Below are 16,764 nucleotides of genomic sequence, written 5' to 3'. Positions count from 1 at the left end.
CAGCTTAGACGGCATCCCGGGTGATCGTCGGCGGGTGTTCGGCATCCGGGACACGGGTGCTCCAGCCGCCGGGGACACTGCGGCTTTGCTGTTCGCGGAAGCGGACCGGCGCGGTACCGACCCGCCGAGTGAACAGCCGGGAGAAGTACGCCGGGTCGTCGTATCCGACGCGGCGGGCGACGGCCGCGACGGGCAGGTCGGTGGCGGTCAGGAGCTCCTTGGCGCGGCCGAGCCGGACGCCGAGCAGGTAGTCCCTGGGGCTGCACCCGGCGCCGCGCCGGACGGCGGTGCGCAACTCGGCGGGGGTCATGCCGTGCCGGGCGGCGTGCTCGGCCACGGTCAGCGGCCGGCAGGCGTCACGGGCCAGGCGGGCCAGGACGGGGTCGGCGTCGGTGTCGGCGCGGGCGCTGCGCAGGGCGACGAGCAGTTCGTGGACGGCGGCGGCGGTCTCCACCTCGAGGAGCGGGTTGCCGTGCCGGGCCGCCCGGGTGATGCGGCCGACGGCGGCGCGGGCGCGGGTGGTGTCGGCCAGCGGGACGACGGGCCGGTCGGGTTCGATGTAGCCGAGCTCGGTGTAGGCGGCGGTGGCCGGGCCGGTGAAGTCGACGAACGCCTCGTCCCAGCCGGTGGCCGGGTCCGGGGCGTAGTGGTGCGGGACGCCGGGGAGGAGCCAGATCAGCGCGGGCGCCGTGACCGCCGTGCGCCGCCCGTCGGGGGCCCGGTACCAGCCGCCGCCCGCGGTGACGACGACCGCCACGTGGTGGTCGAGGGTGCGCGGGCCGACGGTGGGCAGGGCGCCGTGCTGGAGGCCGACGCCGAGGCAGACCAGGCCGAGTCCCAGGTGCCGCGGGCTCGGTGTGAAGTAGCGCATCCAGGTGTGGTACATCGCTCGTCCCTCCCGGCCGGACCGCCGGCGGACCGTTCCCCGCGTCCGGACAGCGCCGATCCTGGTCCATGGGCCGGTCGGTCGCCAGAGGGCGATTCCGGACGCGGCCGGTGGCGGACGGAGGGCGGGACCGCGGCCGTTCCTCCGGTCGGTGACGACGAGGACCGTCCGCCGGCCGACCGCTGCGGCTGCCGTGAGGCGCCGTGCGCGGAGGGGCGGACCGCCGGCGGTCCGCCCCTCCCCCGTTGTCAGCGGGTACAGCGGGTACTGCTACAGACCGGCCGCCGCGGACTGGATGGCGGAGGCGAAGGTGGACACCTCGGTGTACACGCCGGGGTAGTCGGGCCGTGCGCAGCCCTGGCCCCAGCTGACGATGCCGACCTGTATCCACGCCCCGGCGTTGTCCTTGCGGAACATCGGGCCGCCGGAGTCGCCCTGGCAGGTGTCGACGCCGCCCTGGGTGTAGCCGGCGCAGATCTCCTCGCTCGGGACGAGGTCGTTGCCGTAGGAGGCCTTGCAGGTGGTGTCGGAGACGAACGGCACCTGTGCCTTGCGGAGGTAGCGCTGCTGGCCGCCGCCCTCGTAGGTGGCGCCCCAGCCGGCCACGGTGAACGTGCCGTTGTTGTAGGCGGTGGTGGTGGCGATCTTCAGGGTGGGCAGGTTGATCGGCTGGGCCAGCTTGATCAGTGCCCAGTCCTTGCCCTTGCCGTTGTAGCCGGGGGCCTGGAGGACCTTGGTGGACCTGACCTTGATGGCGGTGGGGCTCTGGAGGTCGGTGACACCGGCGGTGGCGGTGATGCTGGTGTTGTTTCCGGAGCCGCTGACGCAGTGGGCGGCGGTGAGCACGATCTGCGGCGTGTAGAGCGAGCCGCCACAGCCCATGGACAGCCGGACCATCCAGGGGAACTCGCCCTGGGCGGCCTGGGTGCCGCCGACGACGGGCCGGGGAGCCGCGTTCGCGGAGAGGGGCTGGAGGCTGATGGCGGCCAGGGCGACCGCGGCGACCGCGGCGCATCTCTGGAACGCGCGAAGAAGCTTGTTCAATTCTCTGCCTTCCGTGGGGGGTTGGCCTTGCGCGCACGACGAGACCCTCGCCCCCAGGCAGTACGGTGACATGGGCTCATCAAGGCGTGGTCGGGATTATCCGGAGCCGCTCGCGCGTGTCACAAGAGGGTCTTTTCGGCCACTGCGCGGCCCTCGCCGGGCCCGTACGCTGGAGGTCGGACCGGCGTCGTGCATGGGGGTACGGGACGTGGCGAACGACAGCGGGGTCGTACACGGCTATCCGCACCTCGACACCGTGCGGACGGCGATCACGGCGCTGTACCGGCGGATCTCGCGGGACGGCCTGTATGCCTACGGAGTCAGCGTCTCCCCAGGTGATGTGGGTTTCGCCGACGGTGACGACCTGCATCTGGGAGCGCAGCGGGTGGCCCGGGCGCTGGTGCGGCAGCTACGGTTGCCGGACGCGCGGATGGTGGTGGGCTTCCGCGGGATGGAGCACGCGGCGAGTGTCGAACTGGCGGCGGGGCCGGAGTACTTCATCGAGCTGAACGACAGGTTCCGGACACACCGCCGGGACATCGGGGCGGCACTGGCCCATGAGATCACCCACGTCCTGCTGCACCGGCTGGATCTGAACTTCCCCGGAACGCGTGACAACGAGATCCTCACCGACACGGCGACGGCGTACCTGGGCGCCGGATGGCTGCTGCTGGACGCGTACCGCGAGGACGAGGTGTCCAGCCAGAAGCTCGGCTACCTCACCCCGGAGGAGTTCGGGTACGTGCTGGCCAAGCGGGCGCTGGTGTTCGACGAGGACCCCGCGCCGTGGTTCACGAGCCCCCAGGGGTACACCGCGTACACCGAGGGCCGGGCGCGGGCCCTGCGCGACACCCGGCTGCCGCCGCTGACCGCGGCGGGCTGGGCGGGCCGGCACCGGTACGCCAGGGACCGGCGGTACGCCATGGACCACACGGAGCCGGCCGCCGGCGCCCCCGGCCTCCCGTACGCCTTCGAGGGCGGCGGCCGGGGCGGGACGGACGGACTGCGCGTCTCCTTCCCGTGCCCCACCTGCCACCAGCGCATCCGGCTGCCGGTACGGGGGCGGGTACGGGCGCGGTGCGGGCTGTGCCGGACGGTGCTGGAGTGCGACACCTAGGGCCCGCCCGCGGCGCCCCCGACCCGGGGCGCCGCGGGCGGGCCCGGGAAACGACGTTGCGTTCCCGGGCCGGCGCGGGTGAGGGTCGGGCCCATGACGGAGGACCTGGGGGAGAAGTTGTTCGGCGCCGTGTACCGCGGGGACGAGGACGCGGTCGTACGGCTGTTGCGCGCGGGAGCTCCGGCCGGAGCGGAGGACGCGTCGGGGTCGAGCGCGCTCCACGAGGCGGCGGTCAACGGCCACGCGGGCGTCGTGCGGCTGCTGCTCGCCTGGGGCGCGGACCCGGGACACGGGGCGGAACTGCCGCTGTGCGGGGCGGCCAGCGCCGGCCGTACCGACGCGGTACGGGCGCTGCTGGCCGCCGGGGCCGACCCCGACCAGGAGGAGGAGTTCGGGTTCACCGCGCTGGCCTGGGCGGTCGGGCAGGGGCACACCGGCACGGTGCGGGCGCTGCTGGAGTACGGCGCGGATCCCGGCCGGCCGGGCGCCGACGGCGGGCTGCCGCTGGTCGCCGCCGCCCGGCGGGGCTCCCCCTCGGTGGTGCGCGCCCTGCTGGCGCACCGGGCGCCCGGCCGCAAGGAGGCGCTGCGCGAGGCACGGCGGTGGATGGACGCGGACGTGGCGGGGGCGCTGCGGGACTCACTCGCCGAGGCGTACGGCGACGACTGCGAGACGGTCACCCGGCGGGTCGCGGAGGACGGCGGGGTCACCGTGGTGGTGGAGCTGCTGCGGGACGGGGTGCCCTCGGCGGGAGCGGAGCGCCAGACGGGGCACCCGGCGATCGTGACGCTCCTGGAGGCCGAGTTGGGCGTACGGACCCCGCCGGAGGAGCTGGCCGGGCGCGCCCTGGGCTGCGGCGACCCGGCGCACGACACCTGGACCGAGTCGGTGCGGGCGCTGCGGGCGCGCGGCGACCGGGAGACGCTGCGCGCGGCGGCCGAGTGGCGTGCGGACGGCGACCCGCTGCGCCGCGCCCTGGCGGCGGACGTACTGGCCGGGCCGGACCCGGCGGCGGACCGGCGGGCGCCTGGCGGCGGCGATGGCGGCGGCAGGGGGCCGGGTGCGGCCGGTGGCGCCGGAGCCGTCGGATGACGACCGTCCGGACGGGCTCAGGGCAGGGAGTCGCTCTGTGTGACGTAACTCTCTCTCCGGGTCACCGGCCCGCCGGGAGCCTCCGGGCGTAACGGGCCACTGGCCCCACGGGTGTTACTCCGGCGCGGCGTCGAGTGAATGGCCCCATAAATGGGGAGAGTGCCGCGACACCTCCAGCGCTGTCATGTGCACCACCACGGCGTGTGACACCATAACCCTGGTGAGTGACGCTTCCGTCCGGCCCTGATGGCGTCGGGCGGGCCCCCAGGGCACCACCCCTGGGGATCCCCGGCCCGACCGCTGGCGCTAGACCGGCCAGGGTTCAACGTCAGCCCAACGAATGTAACGGCGGCCGCACGGAGCCCACTCCCCAAAAAGCAGGTATTACCCGATGGTAACTCTCGAACCCCTGAATTCTCGGGAATTGAGAGCGGGAGCCCCGGCTTGAGCTCCATGTCGACATAGCAGGCTCCGGGCTGTCCGAGGCGTGGGTTATCGTCTTTGGTTAACGGAAGACATGTATTGCCATCCGGACCACCAATCCGGCACGTGATCTTTCGAAAGCTAGACCGGCCACGTTCAGTCGAGTTCATTTCACGTCCGGAGTGATAGAGAAAATGTCAGCGTTCCTGGCGGCCGCGGTGCTCATTGTCGCGATCATGGCAGCCACCGTCGCCTTCGCGATCAAGGCGCTCGCCTCCGCCCCCGCCCGTATCGTCGCGGTCCTCGTCGCCATCACCGCCATGGTGGCCGTACTCCCCCGGGTCTTCGACTCCCTCCAGCCGCAGCCGCAGCCCCGGCCCACCGCCCCGGCGGCGCCCGCCGACGGGCAGGCCGGACCGGGGGTGAAGTGATGGGCTTCTGGAAGCCCGACGAGCCCATACAGATCGGCTCGTCGTTCTACACGGTCGACGCCGTCACCGGCCGGCTCGACCGCGAGACGTACGGCCGGCCCGTCACGGTGCTGGACCGCAACCCCTTCCTGCGCAAGCTGCCCAAGGACATCCAGGCCGTCCTCCGCGAGTCGATGGCGAGTTCCCGCACCTACAGCCGCAAGCACGTCTTACGAGGCGTCGGGGTCGGCTCGATGGTGCACATCGTGCTCAGGGGATGCGTCGCCGAGCGCACCCCGTTCGGCAACTCCGCCACGCTCCGCCTCATGGGCGCGGGGGCCGTCCTGGGCGACGCCGAGATATTCGACGAGCGTGCCCCCGCCCCGACGGCGACCTGCCTCAACAACAACACCTGGACGCTCGCCGTCCCGCTGGACCGGATGCGCCTGCTGGCCGATGCCAGCACCCCCCTGCTCAAGGCGCTGGGCAGCTCCGTCACCAACCGCATGGAAGCCGCCGAACGCATCTACAACCGGCACGCGCTCCGGCCGGAGCAGCGCCTCTGCGGGCTGCTGGCCCACCTGCTGATGCACTGCGCGGTCCCTGGCAAGAAGTACGACTTCATGGTCGAGGGCCCTTCCCAGGCCGACCTCGCCGACGCGCTCTCCCTCAGCATCGGATCCGTCGAGGCGGGGCTGGCCTCGCTCCGGCAGAACAACACCGTGGTGACCGGATACCGCACCTATGAGTTCCCCTCGGTCCGCCGGCTGCTGGAGACCAGCGAGATCAACTTCCCGCCCGGAACGCTGGCCAACAGCCTGTCTTCCTCGGATTAGCCCGGTGTGCGCAGCTGCCCGGCCGGCCGGAATTACCCGGCCCGGCCGGGCGCCCTTTCACCCTTTCACAGGTCTGAACCTGTTCCGCGCAATATCCCGGGGCGAGAAACGACCGAATTACGCGCAGCCGCAGTGACGTGACCACAAAATGCCTGATTTCTCCTTTCCGGGTGAGGTGTGTTCCCGGCGGGCGGGGCGCGTGCGTCATTCCGGCCGGGGCCTCGGCGCCCGGGTGCGGCGTGAGGCCGTGGCGCGACGGGCCCGCGGACCCGTCGGCGGGGCGGCCGGCACGCCCGGCGCGACGCAGGACGCCGGGGCCCGCGCCGACGGCGTGACGCGCCCCCGCCCGGCCCCTCCCACCGGGCCCCGGGAGCCCCGGCCGGTGAAGCGCGCCCGCGCCGCCCGCCCGCCGGTCGTCACGGCCGCCGGACCGACCAGGGGGCGAGGCCGTCAACCACCCTTCCCGCGAGGCGAGTTGGACGGCCGCGACAACGGGGATGAGACCGGTGGGGCCCCGCACGGGACATGGAGTGGCGGCCGTCGGCCGGTCCGGGGGCACGCGGGCGCGTGTCCCCGCCGCCCGCCACCACGGGTGGGGGTGGTCCGTGACGGACCGCCGGGGCTCCCCGGTCGGCCCGGCCCCGGCTCCGGCCCGGGCGCACCGGACCCACGGGCACCGGACCGGACACGCCCGGAACGACAGCGGGCCCGGAGCCCCGCGCGTGGCGGTGCTCCGGGCCCGGCCGCCCGTGCCTGGGCGGTATCGCGTCAGGTCACGCGGCGGTGCGGCGACCGCCACCGCCCTGGGCTCCGCGCCCGGAACGGCCGCTGCCACCGCGACCGGAGCGCTCACCGGAGCCGGTGGCGGCACGGCCCGCGCGGGCGCCGGCGCGAGGTGCGCCGGCCCGCTCGGTACGCTCACCGCGGGTGCGGCCCGCGGAGCCCGCGCCGCCGCCGGCCGCGCTCCCCGTCCCGGTGCCCGTGCCCGGCCCGCCGCCGCCGCGGCGGGGACGGCGGCGCGCGGTGCCGCCGGACTTGGGGGCCTGGACGGCCGGCTGCGGGACCTCGACGGTCACCGGCACGCCGGACGGCTCACGGGCGCCGGTGACCCGGGCCAGCTCCTCGTCCGTCGACTTGACGCGGGCCGAGCGCGGGGTGATGCCCGCGTGGGACATCAGCCGGCTCATGTCGTGCTTCTGCTCCGGCAGGACCAGGGTGACGACACTGCCGGACTCACCCGCGCGGGCGGTGCGCCCACCACGGTGCAGGTAGTCCTTGTGGTCGGTGGGCGGGTCGACGTTGACGACCAGGTCCAGGTCGTCTACGTGGATGCCTCGGGCCGCCACATTGGTCGCCACCAGCGCGGTGACCTGGCCGGTCTTGAACTGCTCCAGGGTGCGGTTGCGCTGCGGCTGCGAACGGCCGCCGTGCAGTCCCGCCGCCCGTACGCCGCTCGACAGCAGCCGCTTGACCAGCCGGTCCACCGAGCGCTTGGTGTCCAGGAACATGATGACCCGGCCGTCGCGGGCCGCGATGCGCGCGGTGACGGCCTTCTTGTCGGTCTCGTCGGCCACGTACAGCAGGTGGTGCTCCATGGTGGAGACCGCGCCCGCCGACGGGTCGACCGAGTGCACGACCGGGTCGGTGAGGAACATCCGCACCAGCCGGTCGATGTTCTTGTCGAGCGTCGCGGAGAACAGCATCCGCTGACCGTCCGGCTCGACCTGCTTCAGCAGCGCCGTGACCTGCGGCAGGAAGCCCATGTCGGCCATCTGGTCGGCCTCGTCCAGCACGGTCACCGCGACCTGGTCGAGCCGGCAGTCGCCGCGCTCGATGAGGTCCTTCAGACGGCCGGGGGTGGCCACCAGGACCTCGGCGCCGCGCCGCAGCGCACCCGCCTGCTTGGTGATCGACATGCCGCCGACGACGGTGGCCATCCGCAGCTGCACGGAGGTGGCGTACGGGGTGAGGGCGTCCGTCACCTGCTGGGCCAGCTCGCGGGTGGGCACCAGGACCATCGCGAGGGGGGCCGTCGGCTCGGCGCGGCGGCCCGCGGTGCGGGCGAGCAGGGCGAGGCCGAAGGCGAGGGTCTTGCCGGAGCCGGTGCGCCCGCGGCCGAGGATGTCCCGGCCGGCGAGGGAGTTCGGCAGCGTGGCGGCCTGGATGGGGAACGGCTCGGTGACGCCCTGGGCGGTGAGCGTCTTGAGCAGGGCGGCGGGCATGTCCAGCTCGCCGAAGGCCGCGACCGCGGGGAGCGCGGGGGTGCCGGTCTCCGGCAGGGTGAACTCGCGCGGGGGCGGCGGGGACGTCGGGGACGCGGTGGCGCCGCGACGTCCGGAGTTGCGGGCGGGGCCGCCCGGCTGCGCGGCGCGCTTGCGGGTGGGGCGTTCGGGTCGGGTCATGCGGTTGCCTTCCTGGGCCTGAGGACAGCACAAGCCGGGACCCGCACCTGCGAGGTGCGGGTCCCGGCTGCGAGGTTCGCGTCCGGTGATCAGGCCGGGACGATGTTCTCCGCCTGCGGGCCCTTCTGGCCCTGCGTGACGTCGAAGGAAACCTTCTGGCCCTCCTGGAGCTCACGGAAGCCCGAGGTGGCGATGTTGGAGTAGTGGGCGAAGACGTCGGCGCCGCCGCCGTCCTGCTCGATGAAGCCGAAGCCCTTTTCCGAGTTGAACCACTTCACGGTTCCAGTAGCCATGTGTATCTCCTTGATGGTCGTAGGCCCCATCCGGAGATGACCGGTAAAAACAATAAAAGCGCCTGCGGAGCATTCCCGTCAGGCGCACATAAAGTTCATGGGTACCAAAACTGCAACGGGAAAAATCGTAGCACGGGCTCGCGGGACGCCGCTGTGGCGTACGCCATACTCCCGGCCACGGCCCCGCGTTGACCCTCCGGCCGGCCTCCGCCGCTGGTGGAACGTCCGGCCGGCCGCCGGTGTGCCGCGGCCGGGCGGGCCTCAGTCGTTCCCGCGCCGCGCGGTGCGCAGCGGCCGGCCCGGGTGCCAGACCTGCACGACGAGGCGGTCGTCCTCGACACGGACGCGCACGACCCCGGTGAGCTCGGCCCGGAAGAGGTGGAACGGCTGGGGCGGATCGGCCTCGCGGGCGTACCGGGCGAGGTCCGTCGGGTCGGTCACCTCCACGGCCCGCCCGTCGACCCGTACGTCACCGCCGCCCATGTCCGTACCGCCCCCCGGGTTGGTGTGCAGCGCGAACCGCGGGTCGCGCCGCAGGTCCAGGGCCTTGCGGGAGCGGGGCATCATGCCCAGCCACAGCTCCCCGGACCGGAAGTCCACCTCCAGGCCGCTCAGCCTCGGTGAGCCGTCACCGCGCAGGGTGCCCAGGACGTGGTGCGGGTAGGCCGCGAAACGCTGCCGCACGGTCTCGGCGAAGTCCGGCTCCGCCGCCTGGAAGTCCGCCCATGTGTGTGCCATGACGTTCAGGAAACCCCGGATACCCGACACCCTCTGTCGGGTATCCCGGTTCCGTTCCCGCTCAGGGCCGGTTGGCGCCGGACACGGCGGTGTACCGGGTCTCGCAGTGGTCGGCCTCGCCCGGTACCTGCCGGCAGATGGCCATGGTCAGCCGGCGGACTCCGTCCGGGTGGACGGCGTTGATGTCGCGGAAGTGGGCGTCGGTGCCGCAACCGCCGGTGTTGTGGCGGTCGCCCAGCGAGGCCGTGCCGCCGTCGCCGGTGGCGACGGTCAGGGTGACGCGGACGGGCCGGTCGTCGCAGGTGCGGTCGGAGACGGTGAGCGTCGCGCCCCCGATGGTGTGCCGCTCGGTCCAGGACATCTCGATCCGGACGCGGTCCCCCCAGCTGGAGGAGACGACGGCGGTCGAGGTCGAGGTGGCTCGCGGCGCCGGGTCCGGCGTCGAGGTGCCGGTCGCGGCGGCGGTGGGGCTCGTCCAGCCCGGTCCGCCCGCTCCCAGCATGAGGGTGGTCGCCGCGGCGACCACGAATCCTGCGCGGCGCATGGGTGTGTCTCCTGTCCCGTCGTTGTGGTCAGCAGCACTACCCCGCCACACGCCGGGGCCACGTCCGGGCGGGCGGAATCACGCGGGTGGCGCAGTGTGCCGCCGCCATCGGTGGCGTGGGACGCCCCGGGCGGGCGAACCGACCCGCACGCGCCGTGGGACGGCCCTCACAGCTCCTCCCCGAGCGGCAGCCGCCGCACGCGGTCCGTACCGCCCTGACGTCGGCGAAGTGGCCGCGCAGCAGGTGCCCGGTGGCCTCGGCCGCGGCCACCTGCCGTTCGGCGGTGAACCGGGGGGGGCGGCTGGTGGGCAACCGCCGCCGGCCGGCGGCGATGTCCTGCAGGGCGGACAAGAAGGTGTCCACGTGTGTGCGCATGGCATCCACGGCGGGTGCCTCGCCTCCCGTAGGGGTCCCCGGCGTGCGGGGCCTTGTCGATGATCTCCCCGACGGCGCCCTCGCCGAAGGTGCGCGGCAGGGGCAGCCCCAGCGCCTGTAAGAGCGCGTGCTCCTCGTCGACGGTCGGCGACAGGCCGAGCGGGATGGCGTTGCGCAGATCGAGCGTGGTGGTCCGCTCACGGCGCCGTCCAGGTGGCCGTGGCCGACCCGCTACTGCCTGACCGAGCTGCACCAGAGGCGCTCGATCCGGCCGGCACCCGTCCGCGCCGCCGTCATCAGGCCCTCCCCCCGATCCTGGGAGAACGGCCGGGCCCCCACCAGGGCGCGTTCCGCGCGTTCGGGTGCGGGTGCGGGGTGCGGGCGTACCGGGGGCGGACAGAGCGCAGCGCCTGCCGGGGTCCGGTCGGGGACGAGGCAGGCGCTGCTGTGTTCCGCACGCCGTTGTACGGGACGTATGGGGTTGTCAGACCGCCAGCGCGCGGTCCGTCGGGCGGATCGGGGCCGGCAGTTCGCTCGTACCCGTCAGGTACCGGTCCACACCACGCGCCGCCGAGCGGCCCTCGGCGATGGCCCAGACGATCAGCGACTGGCCGCGGCCGGCGTCACCGGCGACGAAGACGCCGTCGACGTTGGTCGCGTAGTTCTCGTCGCGCGCGATGTTGCCGCGCTCGTCGAGCGCCAGGCCGAACTGCTCGACCAGGCCGTTGGACCGGTCGGTGCCGGTGAAGCCCATGGCGAGGGTGACCAGCTGGGCCGGGATCTTCCGCTCGGTGCCGGGCCTCTGCTCCAGCTTGCCGTCCTTGAACTCGACCTCCACGAGGTGGAGGAACTGGACGTTGCCGTCCTCGTCGCCCTCGAAGTGCGTGGTGGAGACCGAGTAGACCCGCTCGCCGCCCTCCTCGTGGGCCGAGGTGACCTTGTAGAGCATGGGGAAGGTGGGCCACGGCTGGGTGGCCGGGTTCCGGTCCTCGCCGGGCCGGGGCATGATCTCCAGCTGGGTGACCGACAGCGCGCCCTGGCGGTGGGCGGTGCCCACGCAGTCCGCGCCGGTGTCGCCGCCGCCGATGACCACGACGTGCTTGCCCTCGGCGGTGATCGGGGAGACCGTCAGGTCGCCCTCCCGCACCTTGTTGGCGAGCGGCAGGTACTCCATCGCGAAGTGGACGCCCTTGAGCTCGCGGCCCGGGACCGGCAGGTCGCGCGAGACGGTCGCGCCGGCGGCGACGACGACCGCGTCGTACCGCTGCCGGAGCTTCGCGGCGTCGATGTCTCGGCCGATCTCGATCTCGGTGCGGAACTTGGTGCCCTCCGCGCGCATCTGCTCGATGCGCCGGTTGATGTGCGACTTCTCCATCTTGAACTCGGGGATGCCGTACCGCAGCAGACCGCCGATGCGGTCCGCCCGCTCGAACACCGCCACCGTGTGACCGGCGCGGGTCAGCTGCTGCGCGGCGGCCAGGCCCGCCGGGCCCGAGCCGATGACGGCGACGGTCTTGCCGGACAGCCGCTCGGGCGGCTGCGGGGTGACGTCACCGGAGTCCCACGCCTTGTCGATGATGGAGACCTCGACGTTCTTGATGGTGACCGGCGGCTGGTTGATGCCCAGCACGCACGCCGACTCGCACGGGGCCGGGCACAGGCGGCCGGTGAACTCCGGGAAGTTGTTGGTGGCGTGCAGCCGCTCGGAGGCGGCCTGCCAGTCCTCGCGGTAGGCGTAGTCGTTCCACTCGGGGATCAGATTGCCCAGCGGACAGCCGTTGTGGCAGAACGGGATGCCGCAGTCCATGCACCGGCCGGCCTGCTTGCTGATGATCGGCAGCAGGGAGCCGGGGACGTGGACCTCGTTCCAGTCCTTGACGCGCTCGGCCACGGGGCGGGTCTTGGCGACCTCGCGCCCGGTGGTCAGGAAGCCCTTGGGGTCAGCCATTGGTCGCCGCCTCCATCATCTTCTCGGTGGTCTCGGTCTCGGAGAGACCGGCCCGCTCGGCGGCGTCCTTGGCGGCGAGCACTGCCTTGTAGGTGGTCGGGATGATCTTGCTGAATCGGTCCACGGCGGTGGTCCAGTCGGCCAGGAGCTTCTCGGCGACGGTCGAGCCCGTCTCCTCGTGGTGGCGGCGCACGACATCGTGCAGCCACGCCTTGTCCGTCTCGTCCAGGGTCTCGACGGCGCCGAGGTTTCCGGCGTTGACGTTGTCCCGGTCGAGGTCGACGACGTACGCGACGCCGCCCGACATACCGGCCGCGAAGTTGCGTCCGGTCTCGCCCAGGACGACCGCGTGACCGCCGGTCATGTACTCGCAGCCGTGGTCGCCCACGCCCTCGGAGACCACCAGCGCGCCGGAGTTGCGGACGCAGAAGCGCTCGCCGGTGCGGCCGCGCAGGAAGATCTCGCCGCCGGTCGCGCCGTACGCGATGGTGTTGCCGGCGATGGTCGAGTACTCGGCCAGGTGGTCGGCGCCCCGGTCGGGGCGGACGATCACACGGCCGCCGGACAGGCCCTTGCCGACGTAGTCGTTGGCGTCGCCCTCCAGCCGCAGCGTGATGCCGCGTGGCAGGAACGCGCCGAAGGACTGGCCGGCCGAGCCGGTGAAGGTGATGTCGACGGTGTCGTCGGGCAGGCCCGCGCCACCGAACTTCTTGGTCACCTCGTGGCCGAGCATGGTGCCCACGGTCCGGTTGATGTTGCGGATCGGCACCTGGGCCCGGACCGGCTGGGCCTCCTCGGCGGAGGAGGCGCCGAGCGCTTCGGCGGCCAGCTCGATCAGCTCGTTGTCGAGCGCCTTCTCCAGGCCGTGGTCCTGGACCGTGACCTGGTGGCGGACGGCGCCGTCCGGCAGCTCGGGGACGTGGAAGAGCGGGGCCAGGTCCAGGCCCTGGGCCTTCCAGTGGTCGACGGCCCGCTCGGTGTCGAGCAGTTCGGCGTGGCCGACGGCCTCCTCCAGGGTGCGGAAGCCCAGTTCGGCGAGGAGCTCGCGCACCTCCTCCGCGATGAACCGGAAGAAGTTCACGACGAACTCGGCCTTGCCGGCGAAGCGCTCGCGCAGCACCGGGTTCTGCGTGGCGATACCGACGGGACAGGTGTCCAGGTGGCAGACGCGCATCATGACGCAGCCGGAGACGACGAGCGGCGCGGTGGCGAAACCGAACTCCTCGGCGCCCAGCAGCGCGGCGATGACCACGTCACGGCCGGTCTTGAGCTGGCCGTCGGTCTGGACGACGATCCGGTCGCGCAACCCGTTGAGCAGCAGGGTCTGCTGGGTCTCGGCCAGGCCGAGCTCCCAGGGGCCGCCCGCGTGCTTCAGCGAGGTGAGCGGGGAGGCGCCGGTACCGCCGTCGTGGCCGGAGATGAGGACGACGTCCGCGTGGGCCTTGGACACACCGGCGGCGACCGTGCCGACGCCGACCTCGGAGACCAGCTTCACATGGATGCGGGCCGCCGGGTTGGCGTTCTTGAGGTCGTGGATCAGCTGAGCCAGGTCCTCGATGGAGTAGATGTCGTGGTGCGGCGGCGGGGAGATCAGGCCGACGCCCGGGGTGGAGTGCCGGGTCCTGGCGACCCAGGGGTAGACCTTGTGGCCGGGCAGCTGGCCGCCCTCGCCGGGCTTGGCGCCCTGGGCCATCTTGATCTGGATGTCGTCCGCGTTGACCAGGTACTCGCTCGTCACACCGAACCGGCCGGAGGCGACCTGCTTGATCGCCGAGCGGCGCGCCGGGTCGTACAGGCGGTCGGGGTCCTCGCCGCCCTCACCGGTGTTGGACTTGCCGCCCAGCTGGTTCATGGCGATGGCGAGGGTCTCGTGCGCCTCCTTGGAGATGGAGCCGTACGACATGGCGCCGGTGGAGAACCGCTTGACGATCTCGTCGGCCGACTCGACCTCGTCCAGCGGGACCGGCTGCCGGTCCGGCGCGAAGCCGAACAGGCCGCGCAGCGTCATCAGCCGCTCGGACTGCTCGTTCACCCGCCGCGTGTACTGCTTGAAGATGTCGTAGCGGCCCGAGCGCGTGGCGTGCTGGAGGCGGAAGACCGTCTCCGGGTCGAACAGGTGCGGCTCGCCCTCACGGCGCCACTGGTACTCGCCGCCGATCTCCAGCGCGCGGTGGGTGGCGGAGATCCCGGAGGCCGGGTACGCCTTGGCGTGGCGGGCGGCGACCTCCTTGGCGACGATCTCGATGCCGGCGCCGCCGATCTTGGTGGCCGTGCCGTTGAAGTACTTCTCCACGAAGGCGTCGTCCAGGCCGACGGCCTCGAAGACCTGGGCGCCCCGGTAGGAGGCGACGGTCGAGATGCCCATCTTGGACATCACCTTCAGTACGCCCTTGCCGAGGGCGTGGATCAGGTTGCGGATGGCCTGCTCGGGCTCCAGCCCCTCCACGAACGTGCCCGCGCGGACCAGGTCCTCGACGCTCTCCATGGCGAGGTACGGGTTGACGGCGGCCGCCCCGTACCCGATGAGCAGCGCGACGTGGTGCACCTCGCGGACGTCACCGGCCTCCACCAGCAGGCCCACCTGGGTGCGCTGCTTGGTGCGGATGAGGTGGTGGTGGACGGCGGAGGTGAGCAGCAGCGACGGGATCGGCGCGTGCTCGGCGTCGGAGTGCCGGTCGGAGAGCACGATCAGGCGCGCGCCGCCCTCGATGGCGGCGTCGGCCTCGGCGCAGATCTCCTCGATCCGCGCGGCCAGCGCCTCGCCGCCGCCGGAGACCCGGTACAGGCCGGAGAGCGTGGCGGCCTTCATGCCGGGCATGTCGCCGTCGGCGTTGATGTGGATGAGCTTGGCCAGCTCGTCGTTGTCGATCACCGGGAAGGGCAGCGTGACGCTGCGGCAGGACGCGGCGGTGGGCTCCAGCAGGTTGCCCTGGGGGCCGAGCGAGGAGTGCAGCGAGGTGACGAGCTCCTCGCGGATGGCGTCCAGCGGCGGGTTGGTGACCTGCGCGAAGAGCTGGGTGAAGTAGTCGAACAGCAGGCGCGGGCGCTCGGAGAGCGCGGCGATCGGCGAGTCCGTGCCCATGGAGCCGATCGGCTCGGCGCCCGCGCGGGCCATCGGCGCGAGCAGGACGCGCAGCTCCTCCTCGGTGTAACCGAAGGTCTGCTGGCGGCGGGTGACGGAGGCGTGCGTGTGCACGATGTGCTCGCGCTCGGGGAGGTCCTCGAGCTGGATGATCCCGGCGTTCAGCCAGTCCTGGTAGGGGTGCTCGGCGGCGAGGGCGGCCTTGATCTCGTCGTCCTCGATGATGCGGTGCTCGGCGGTGTCGACCAGGAACATCCTGCCGGGCTGGAGGCGGCCCTTGCGGACCACCTTGGCGGGGTCGATGTCGAGGACGCCGACCTCGGAGGAGAGGACGACCAGACCGTCGTCGGTGACCCAGTAGCGGCCGGGGCGCAGACCGTTGCGGTCCAGCACGGCACCGACCTGGACGCCGTCGGTGAAGGTGACGCAGGCGGGGCCGTCCCAGGGCTCCATCATCGTGGAGTGGTACTGGTAGAAGGCGCGCCGGGCCGGGTCCATGGAGTCGTGGTTCTCCCACGCCTCGGGGACCATCATCAGGACGCTGTGCGGCAGCGAGCGGCCACCGAGGTGCAGCAGCTCCAGGACCTCGTCGAAGGAGGCGGAGTCGGAGGCGTCCGGTGTGCAGACCGGGAAGACCCGGTCCAGCTTCTCGCTCCCGAAGAGGTCGCTGACGAGCTGCGACTCGCGTGCCCGCATCCAGTTGCGGTTGCCCTTGACCGTGTTGATCTCGCCGTTGTGGGCGACGAAGCGGTACGGGTGGGCGAGCGGCCAGCTGGGGAAGGTGTTGGTGGAGAACCGGGAGTGCACGAGCGCGACGGCGGTGGCGCAGCGGCGGTCCGACAGGTCCGGGAAGAAGGGCTCCAGCTGCCCGGTGGTGAGCATGCCCTTGTAGACGACGGTGCGGGCGGAGAGCGAGGGGAAGTAGACCCCGGCCTCGCGCTCGGCGCGCTTGCGCAGCAGGAACGCCTTGCGGTCCAGCGCGATGCCCGTGCTCGTCCCGTCCGCCACGAAGAGCTGGCGGAAGACGGGCATCGTCGAGCGGGCGGTGGCGCCGAGCAGCTCGGGGGTGACGGGGACCTCGCGCCAGCCGAGGACGTCCAGCTCCTCCTCGGCCGCGATCGTCTCGATGCGCGAGACGGCCTCGTCGTGGCCGTCCTCGGGGAGGAAGGCGATGCCGACGGCGTACGAGCCGGCCGGGGGCAGGGCGAAACCGGTGACCTCGCGCAGGAAGGCGTCCGGGACCTGGAGCAGGATGCCGGCGCCGTCGCCGGAGTCCGGCTCGGAACCGGTGGCGCCCCGGTGTTCCAGATTGCGCAGTACGGTCAGCGCCTGCTCGACCAGGGTGTGACTGGCAACACCGGTGAGGGTGGCCACGAACCCGACACCACAGGCGTCGTGTTCGTTGCGGGGGTCGTACATCCCCTGCGGAGCGGGGCGACCGTCCATGGGCGACCAGGCGTCGGAACGCATCGGCTCTCCCGTCGTCGTCGTGGCTGGGGGCGCCGCCCGGACGGGGTCCGGGGTGGGGCGCGAGTGCCGAGGGACGACGTTGGCCCTCGCAAAATTTCGTGCA

Annotated in this window: 12 protein-coding genes; 4 read left to right on the top strand and 8 right to left on the bottom strand. The window is 72.7% G+C overall.

What is annotated here, in order from left to right:
* Positions 1–4: 4 nt before the first annotated feature.
* The gene (locus AB0H53_RS23685) at positions 5–886 is read right to left on the bottom strand and encodes an AraC family transcriptional regulator (RefSeq protein ID WP_362116731.1); all 882 of its coding nucleotides are present in this window, start codon (positions 884–886) and stop codon (positions 5–7) included.
* A 270-nt stretch (positions 887–1,156) separates the two neighbouring features.
* Complete coding sequence (locus tag AB0H53_RS23680) at positions 1,157–1,930, bottom strand: serine protease (RefSeq protein ID WP_362116728.1); 774 nt, start codon at positions 1,928–1,930, stop codon at positions 1,157–1,159.
* Positions 1,931–2,123: 193 nt separating this feature from the next.
* Between AB0H53_RS23680 and AB0H53_RS23675 the strand changes: the two genes are divergently transcribed.
* The 4 genes from AB0H53_RS23675 (at position 2,124) to AB0H53_RS23660 (ending at position 5,808) form a co-directional block, all read left to right on the top strand.
* A complete protein-coding gene (locus tag AB0H53_RS23675; RefSeq protein ID WP_362116725.1) occupies positions 2,124–3,047 on the top strand; it encodes a hypothetical protein in 924 nt (307 codons plus the stop codon).
* A 93-nt stretch (positions 3,048–3,140) separates the two neighbouring features.
* Complete coding sequence (locus AB0H53_RS23670; protein ID WP_362116722.1) at positions 3,141–4,139, top strand: ankyrin repeat domain-containing protein; 999 nt, start codon at positions 3,141–3,143, stop codon at positions 4,137–4,139.
* A 659-nt stretch (positions 4,140–4,798) separates the two neighbouring features.
* Positions 4,799–4,993: a hypothetical protein gene (locus tag AB0H53_RS23665; RefSeq protein WP_362116719.1), complete on the top strand. Its 195-nt coding sequence runs from the start codon at positions 4,799–4,801 to the stop codon at positions 4,991–4,993.
* The gene (locus tag AB0H53_RS23660; RefSeq protein WP_362116716.1) at positions 4,993–5,808 is read left to right on the top strand and encodes a Crp/Fnr family transcriptional regulator; all 816 of its coding nucleotides are present in this window, start codon (positions 4,993–4,995) and stop codon (positions 5,806–5,808) included. The genes AB0H53_RS23665 and AB0H53_RS23660 overlap by 1 nt, the downstream gene beginning before the upstream one ends.
* 773 nt (positions 5,809–6,581) lie before the next feature.
* Here AB0H53_RS23660 and AB0H53_RS23655 read toward each other — a convergent pair.
* The 6 genes from AB0H53_RS23655 to gltB all read right to left on the bottom strand — a co-directional run bounded on the left by AB0H53_RS23655 (position 6,582) and on the right by gltB (position 16,661).
* Positions 6,582–8,210: a DEAD/DEAH box helicase gene (locus AB0H53_RS23655; RefSeq protein ID WP_362116713.1), complete on the bottom strand. Its 1,629-nt coding sequence runs from the start codon at positions 8,208–8,210 to the stop codon at positions 6,582–6,584.
* 89 nt (positions 8,211–8,299) lie between these two features.
* Complete coding sequence (locus tag AB0H53_RS23650) at positions 8,300–8,503, bottom strand: cold-shock protein (protein ID WP_003969786.1); 204 nt, start codon at positions 8,501–8,503, stop codon at positions 8,300–8,302.
* A gap of 261 nt (positions 8,504–8,764) precedes the next feature.
* A complete protein-coding gene (locus AB0H53_RS23645; protein WP_362116710.1) occupies positions 8,765–9,241 on the bottom strand; it encodes a pyridoxamine 5'-phosphate oxidase family protein in 477 nt (158 codons plus the stop codon).
* A 61-nt stretch (positions 9,242–9,302) separates the two neighbouring features.
* On the bottom strand, positions 9,303–9,785 hold the full coding sequence (locus AB0H53_RS23640) for a hypothetical protein (protein WP_362116707.1): 483 nt from the start codon (positions 9,783–9,785) through the stop codon (positions 9,303–9,305).
* Between the two features lie 860 nt (positions 9,786–10,645).
* A complete protein-coding gene (locus tag AB0H53_RS23635) occupies positions 10,646–12,109 on the bottom strand; it encodes a glutamate synthase subunit beta (RefSeq protein WP_362116704.1) in 1,464 nt (487 codons plus the stop codon).
* Positions 12,102–16,661 (bottom strand): glutamate synthase large subunit, encoded by a 4,560-nt coding sequence (gltB, locus tag AB0H53_RS23630; protein WP_362116701.1) that lies wholly within the window; start codon positions 16,659–16,661, stop codon positions 12,102–12,104. The genes AB0H53_RS23635 and gltB overlap by 8 nt, the downstream gene beginning before the upstream one ends.
* Positions 16,662–16,764: the final 103 nt, after the last annotated feature.

Source organism: Streptomyces sp. NPDC050856, from assembly GCF_040653855.1.
In the GTDB taxonomy this organism is placed as follows: Bacteria; Actinomycetota; Actinomycetes; order Streptomycetales; family Streptomycetaceae; genus Streptomyces.
The sequence above is the reverse complement of the archived record's forward strand: the minus strand, read 5'-3'. Positions and strand labels throughout refer to the sequence as shown.

Excerpts from the sequence above, each read along its gene's own strand:
- AB0H53_RS23645 (WP_362116710.1), bottom strand. The coding sequence starts at position 9,241 with ATGGCACACACATGGGCGGACTTCCAGGCGGCGGAGCCGGACTTCGCC.
- AB0H53_RS23670 (WP_362116722.1), top strand. The coding sequence starts at position 3,141 with ATGACGGAGGACCTGGGGGAGAAGTTGTTCGGCGCCGTGTACCGCGGG.
- AB0H53_RS23675 (WP_362116725.1), top strand. The coding sequence starts at position 2,124 with ATGGGGGTACGGGACGTGGCGAACGACAGCGGGGTCGTACACGGCTAT.
- AB0H53_RS23655 (WP_362116713.1), bottom strand. The coding sequence starts at position 8,210 with ATGACCCGACCCGAACGCCCCACCCGCAAGCGCGCCGCGCAGCCGGGC.
- AB0H53_RS23635 (WP_362116704.1), bottom strand. The coding sequence starts at position 12,109 with ATGGCTGACCCCAAGGGCTTCCTGACCACCGGGCGCGAGGTCGCCAAG.
- AB0H53_RS23660 (WP_362116716.1), top strand. The coding sequence starts at position 4,993 with ATGGGCTTCTGGAAGCCCGACGAGCCCATACAGATCGGCTCGTCGTTC.
- gltB (WP_362116701.1), bottom strand. The coding sequence starts at position 16,661 with ATGCGTTCCGACGCCTGGTCGCCCATGGACGGTCGCCCCGCTCCGCAG.
- AB0H53_RS23650 (WP_003969786.1), bottom strand. The coding sequence starts at position 8,503 with ATGGCTACTGGAACCGTGAAGTGGTTCAACTCGGAAAAGGGCTTCGGC.
- AB0H53_RS23665 (WP_362116719.1), top strand. The coding sequence starts at position 4,799 with ATGGCAGCCACCGTCGCCTTCGCGATCAAGGCGCTCGCCTCCGCCCCC.
- AB0H53_RS23685 (WP_362116731.1), bottom strand. The coding sequence starts at position 886 with ATGTACCACACCTGGATGCGCTACTTCACACCGAGCCCGCGGCACCTG.
- AB0H53_RS23640 (WP_362116707.1), bottom strand. The coding sequence starts at position 9,785 with ATGCGCCGCGCAGGATTCGTGGTCGCCGCGGCGACCACCCTCATGCTG.